This window comes from Kitasatospora sp. NPDC059973, from assembly GCF_042737525.1.
In the GTDB taxonomy this organism is placed as follows: Bacteria; Actinomycetota; Actinomycetes; order Streptomycetales; family Streptomycetaceae; genus Kitasatospora.
This window is the reverse complement of sequence record NZ_JBHWUI010000047.1, coordinates 45,071-51,104: the sequence shown is the minus strand read 5'-3', so window position 1 is coordinate 51,104 and position 6,034 is coordinate 45,071. Positions and strand designations below refer to the sequence as shown.

Genomic DNA, 6,034 nt, shown 5'->3' with positions numbered 1-6,034 from the left:
GCAAACACTGTGGGGGGGCTCGGGGGGCCCGCGGCCGTCCGGGATCTTCCGGACGGCGGCGGGCGCCGCTGCCTTCACCTGCCTTCAGGGATACGGAGCCAGGCTCTTACTTGGTCGTACCGATGTTCAGGTAGTCGTACTCACCCGAGAAGGCCGAGGTGGAGACGACGTTGGTGGCGGTGTCCGAGCGGTACAGGAACACCTTGAAGTAGGTCAGCGGAACGTAGACCGCCTGCTCCATGACCTTCTTGTCGATCTCCGCGTAGATCTTCTCGCGGGCCGCCTTGTCGGTGTTGACGGCGGCGTCGTCGAGCAGCTTGTTGATCGCCGGGTCGTTCAGCGAGGCCAGGTTGCTGTTACCGGCCTCCTTGATGGCGCGGCCGTCGACGATCTGCTGCAGGAAGCCGTAGCCGGTCGGCCAGTCGGCGCCCCACTGCATCATCATCAGGCCGATGTTCTTCTCCTTGTTCTTCGCCGGCACGCCGACGTTGTCGGAGAGGTACTTGCCCTGCGGGTACTGCTGGATCTCGGCGTTGATGCCGACCTTCTTCAGCGCGGCCTGGATCGAGGTCGCGGCGGCGATCTCGGTGGCGCGCTCGGTCCGGGCGCTCAGGACGGTGTTGAAGCCGCCCTCCTTGCCGCAGGCCTTGAGGGCTTCCTTGGCCTTGGCCTCGTCGCCCTTGTTGTCCTTGGTCTCGTACAGGTTGATGTCCTGGTGACCGGGGATGTCCGCCGGCAGGACGGAGTTGGCGATCTGGCCGCGGATCGGGCCGCCGACCGCGGTCTGCACCGAGACCTTGTCGATCGCGTACTGCACGGCCTTGCGGCACTCGACGTTGTCGAACGGCGCGACCTGGCTGTCGATCGCGGTGTAGACCAGGCGGCCGCCGTAGGCGTTGTCCGTCTTGGCCTTCAGCTTCGGGTTCTGCAGGATCTGCGCCTGGGTCTGCGGGTCGACGCCGCCGCCGACGAGGTCCACCTGGGCGTTGCCGGCCAGCAGGTCCTTGTCGATGGTGGACTGCTCGATGTTCATCTTGAGCACGATCTTGTCCGCGAGCTGCTTGCGGATCGTGTCGGTGCTCGCGTCCCAGCTGGTGTTCGGCACCAGGGTGAGCTGCTTGCCGTCCTCGTAGGACTCGAACTTGTAGGAGCCCGAGGCCATCGGGTGCTTGACGTAGTCGGCGCCCTTGTCCTTGTCCTTGGGGACCGGGACGGTCTGCGGGGCCGAGACCAGGTAGTCGAAGTCCGCGAAGGCGTGCTTCAGGTGGAAGACGACGGTCAGGTCGTCCGGCGTCTCGATGGACTTGAGGTCGCCGGCCGCGTCCTTGTACGGGCCCGCGTACGGGGTCGGGTTGTCGACCAGGAGGTCCTTGAAGTACGTCGGACCGTTGGAGAACACGTCCGGCGCGAAGTTGGAGCGCTCCACCGCGTACTTCACGTCCTTGGACGTGATCGCGCTGCCGTCCTCGTACTTCAGACCGGCGCGCAGCTTGTACGTCCAGGTCAGGCCGTCCGCGCTGGGCTGGCCCATGGACTCGGCGAGGTCCGGGACGAGCTTGTTGCCCTCGTCGCCGGGGCCCGGCGCGAAGGTGGTCAGCGGACGCCCGTACAGGCGCGAGAAGTTGTAGATGTAGGCGTAGTACGTGTTGCCGGGGTCGAGCGAGTCCGGCGTGCCCTTCATCTCGTAGGTGACCGTCCCGCCCTTCTTGTCCGAGGCGTTGACGATGCCCTTGGTGGCCGCGTCGGCGCCGCCGCCGGACGCGGCGGAGGACGACGAGTCGCCCCCGCTCTTGGATGAACCGGAGGTACACCCGGTGACGACCAGGACAGCGGCGGCGGCCACTGCGGTCAGTCCGACGGTACGGGACCTACGCATGGTGAGATCAACCCCTTGAGGAAGTGGTGGCGGATCGGAGGGTCCTGACGGAATGTCAGTTGCTCTTGGGATCGAGGGCGTCGCGCAGCCCGTCGCCGAGCAGGTTGAAGGCGAGCACCGTGAGGAAGATCGCCATACCGGGGACCACCATGTACTGGGGGTCCACCTGGTAGTACTTGATCGCGTCGTTGAGCATCCCGCCCCAGGAGGCCTGCGGGGCCTGGATGCCGACGCCGAGGAAGCTGAGGCCCGCCTCGAAGAGGATGTTGGTCGGGATCAGCAGGGTCGAGTAGACCAGGATCGGACCGACCAGGTTGGGCAGCAGCTCCTTGAACAGGATGAACGGCCCCCGGGCGCCCAGGCTGCGGGCCGCGTAGACGAACTCGCGCTCACGCAGTGAGAGGGTCTGGCCGCGCACGATCCGGCCCATGTAGGGCCAGTTGAAGAAGCCGATCACGAAGATCAGCACACCGATGTGCAGCGGGAGGCCGTGCAGGCCGAACGCGCCGCCCTGGAGCGAGGCGGAGATCGCGATGGCGAAGAGCAGCAGCGGGAACGCCAGGAAGACGTCCATCACCCGGCTGATCAGGGCGTCCACCCAGCCGCCGTAGTAGCCGGCCATCACGCCGAGCACGGTGCCGAGGGTGTTGGAGAGCAGGGTCGCCCCGAAGGCGACGAGCAGCGAGACCCAGGAGCCCTCGATGACCCGGGAGAGCAGGTCACGGCCCTGCAGCGGGTCCACGCCGAGCGGGTGGTCGAGGCTCATGCCGCCCCAGTCGCCGAACGGCAGACCACCGAGGTTGGCGTCCAGGAGGTCCTGGTTGAGGGCGTCGGGGTCCAGGCCGAACATCGACTCGATCGGCTTGGCCAGCACGGCCAGCAGGACGAGCAGGATCACCACGACGGCGCCGGCGACGGCGGCCTTGTCCCGTTTGAAACGGGTCCAGGCGATCCGGCCGAGCGAGCGGCCCTCGATCTTCGTGGCCGGGCTCGCGGCGGCGGCTGCCTCCGGCGTGTTCCCGGCGGTCTTGATGGGTGCGGTCATGGTCAGTTCGGTCCCCTCGCCGACGGTGGCCGGCCCACGGGTGCCGGTCGCCGGTTCGGCGGTACGGCTGGTGCGGACGTGCGGAGGTTCAGGTGCGGGTGTTCAGCGGTGCGACGTGCTCGGGTACTGCGGCCGCGCGGGATGGGCGTCGCGAGGCTCAAGCGGTCCGCCAGCGCGTTCACCCTCGTGGGGCACCCAGTACGCGCGGTGCGTTGCGCAGAACTCTCTGCCATCCGAACTCGCTTGCGCCAGCCCTGACAACCGAGAGATGCCCAACTGTGATCTGTAGGCATGCACCTCTGGATCTTCGGCATATCCCTCTTCACACAGCTGTTACATGCATGTCAAGAGGCTGCACCGAACCAGCCGGAAATCCGACCGGAAATGCCAGGACCGACATGACGGATCGTCATGTCGGTCCTGGTGGAGGGCTTTGGGCGCATACACCCGAACTACCCGTTACCACGCCGAGAACACCCGAACATCCGTGCTTGCGACAGGTGTCCGAAGTGCCCGTAGTTGGGACACGAACACCGGGTCTGCCCGGAGTTGCGGTCCGGGCGCCCGAATGCCCGGAGTTGCGGTCCGGGCGCCCGAATGCCCGGCGTGCGCTGCCGGCACCGCAATGCCCGGAGCCCCGGCACGGGCGGCGGAACGCCCGGCGTGCGGCGCGGGCACCGCGGCGCCCGCGCCGCGTCGACCGTGCGGGCGTCAGCGCCCCGGGTAGCCGGGCCAGGGCTGCTGCGGCGGCGGCTGCTGCCCCGGCCACACCGGGCCGGGCGCCTGGGTGCCGTAGCCGTACGCCGGGCCCGCCTGCGAGGCGTAGGGCGGCGGCGGCACCGGCGGGTACGGCGCGGCCTGCGAGCGGCCGTGGCCGCCCGCCTCGCGGTCGTAGAACGGCCGCGCGTTGGCCCGCATCCAGAGCGCCACCGGGTCGTACTCGTCCCCCATGGCGACGGTGGAGACCGCGAGCCCCTCCGGCGCGACCGCGATCGCGCGCTGCATCAGCGCCCGGACGGCCTCCACCGTGGGCGGCGAACTCTCGTACAGCTCAAGTCCGATGGCCAGGTACGGTTCGCCCACGGAGGGCTGCACCCAGGCCCGGCGCAACGCCTTGACCGCCCGCACCTCGACCGCCTGCCGCTCCAGCAGCGCGAAGAACTGCTGGGCCTGCACCTGCGGTTCGCTCAGCTTCAGCGGCCCGGCCGGCAGCCGGTCCAGGCCGGCCGCGATCCGGCGCAGGTCCGCCCAGGGCACCCCGACGCCGCCGCCGGGGGCGTGCGGGTTCAGCCAGAGGCCCCAGCGGGTGCGATAGAGCGAGGCGGCGATCTCGCGCCCCGAGATCACCTCGTGCGCCCGCGCCCAGCCGGACGCCGCCAGCTGCTCGGGCGAGGTGACGGCCGGCGCGTAGCCGTGGCCGCTGATCTCCATGTTCCCGTACTGGGCGTCCGGACTGCCCGGCGTACCGTGCCAGAGCAACATCCAGACCTGCCCCGCGGCCAGCGCGTGCAGCAGTGCCTCGTACGCCTCCCAGCGTTCCGGCGCGACCTCGCGCAGGGCGTGCTCCAGCGCTCTCGGATCCGCGCCGGGGCGCCCGGCGGGTGCCTGGCCCCAGGGCCCCGGTGCACCGCCCGCTACCGCTCCCGCACTCATGCGCCCACCTCGCTGCGCCTCTTCTTCTCTCACCTGCCGCCGGCCCGGCGGTCATCTGCAGGCACCCTATGGGGCGCCACCCGCCACCGCCACGCCGACGTGCCCGGCGGTGGCCTCCGGCCCGGTGCCGGGCGAGGAGGAACGCGTCACATCCGTGCGTAGAACGGCTGGACCCGGTTGAGCAGCCACTCGACCACGGGGTCCTCCGCGAGGTCGAGCAGTACGAGGTGGACGCCGCCGGGCAGCGGCGCGGTTCCCAGCGCACGGCCCAGGGCCTCGTTCACCGCGGCCGGCTCGGCCGGGGCCGCCGGATCGAGCTGGACGCCGACGAACATCACCGTCGGCTCGCCCTCCACGCTGGCCAGCGCCCGCCTGGCGGTCAGGACGCCGGGCAGGCCCGAGAGCTCGTACCGGCAGGCGGCCAGGAAGGCCTCCGGGTCCTCGCCCGGCACCGGTTCGCGCAGCGCCACCCGGCCGCCGGTCGGCGCCTCCGGGGCGTCCCAGCGGTCCTCGCGCGGCCCGCGCCGCAGCTCGGCGACGCCCTGCGGCGGCACCGGGATGCCCACCGGCGCCTCCGGGTTCACCGCGATGCCCACGCCCAGCGGCAGCCCGCGGGCGAACTCCCAGACCGGCGCGATCGCGAAGGCCATCCCGGGCGCCTGCTGGAGGAGCACCTCCTGCGAGGAGAAGACCGGGACGTAGGGGTCGCCGGCCAGCTCGATGGTCGGCAGGTCCAGGGCCTGGCCCTGCGGGTCGCCGCCGGCCGGCAGCGGGATCCACACCTGGCTGCGGGCGAGCACCTCGAACACCCGGGGGGTCGCGCCGGGATCGCCGAGCGCGGCCGTGAGCACCTGCTCCAGCTCGTTCGCGGGCCATCCACCGCCGGGCGGCGCCGCCTCCGGGCCGCCCCACCCCTGCTGCTGCTCCACCGGGTACCCCATCCGCCGCTGTACCGTCCTCTGTCCGCCGACGCCGAGCAGCCTAGCGGGCCCGCGGCCGGGGCCGCGGTGCGCGCCGGTACCGGTCGGTACGGGGCCGGGGCGGTACCGGTGGGCTGGCGGTGGCGGGTGCGGGCCGGACCCGCCGGGCGGGGCCGGGCCCGGGGCCCCTCTCCCGTCTTCCGCCGGGACGTGCCATGATGTCCGCGTCTGCGGGTGTTCCCCGCCGAGAACCTCAACTCCATACCGGCCGCTCGAACCCGCGCGGGAGAGTCCGGAGTGCCCCCGAGAGGCGGTACAGCCGGCGCCGAAGGAGCAAGTCCTCCCCGGAATCTCTCAGGCCCCCCTACCGCACGGGTTAGGCACATCTGGAAAGCGGCGCACGGCCCTGTCGCGCGCCCACCCACGGTGCAAGCCGCCATGCTGTCCTGTTAGCTGTGAAGCGCTGCGGGCCCGCGTGCGGTGAAGCTCTCAGGTTCGACGACAGATGGGGAGACCCAGCCGCCGCATGCCCGCGCGCAG

At 71.1% G+C, this 6,034-nt stretch carries 4 protein-coding genes and 1 riboswitch; all 4 genes read right to left on the bottom strand.

Annotated features, from left to right (window positions below; genetic code table 11):
- Positions 1-106: 106 nt before the first annotated feature.
- Positions 107-1,876: an ABC transporter substrate-binding protein gene (locus ACFWA9_RS15685; RefSeq protein WP_329489695.1), complete on the bottom strand. Its 1,770-nt coding sequence runs from the start codon at positions 1,874-1,876 to the stop codon at positions 107-109.
- 55 nt (positions 1,877-1,931) lie between these two features.
- The gene (locus ACFWA9_RS15680; RefSeq protein WP_352289530.1) at positions 1,932-2,921 is read right to left on the bottom strand and encodes an ABC transporter permease; all 990 of its coding nucleotides are present in this window, start codon (positions 2,919-2,921) and stop codon (positions 1,932-1,934) included.
- 711 nt (positions 2,922-3,632) lie between these two features.
- Complete coding sequence (locus tag ACFWA9_RS15675; protein WP_352289527.1) at positions 3,633-4,574, bottom strand: enhanced serine sensitivity protein SseB C-terminal domain-containing protein; 942 nt, start codon at positions 4,572-4,574, stop codon at positions 3,633-3,635.
- 146 nt (positions 4,575-4,720) lie between these two features.
- The gene (locus tag ACFWA9_RS15670) at positions 4,721-5,515 is read right to left on the bottom strand and encodes an enhanced serine sensitivity protein SseB C-terminal domain-containing protein (protein WP_329489692.1); all 795 of its coding nucleotides are present in this window, start codon (positions 5,513-5,515) and stop codon (positions 4,721-4,723) included.
- Positions 5,516-5,767: 252 nt separating this feature from the next.
- Positions 5,768-5,874: riboswitch (glycine riboswitch) on the top strand.
- Positions 5,875-6,034 lie beyond the last annotated feature (160 nt).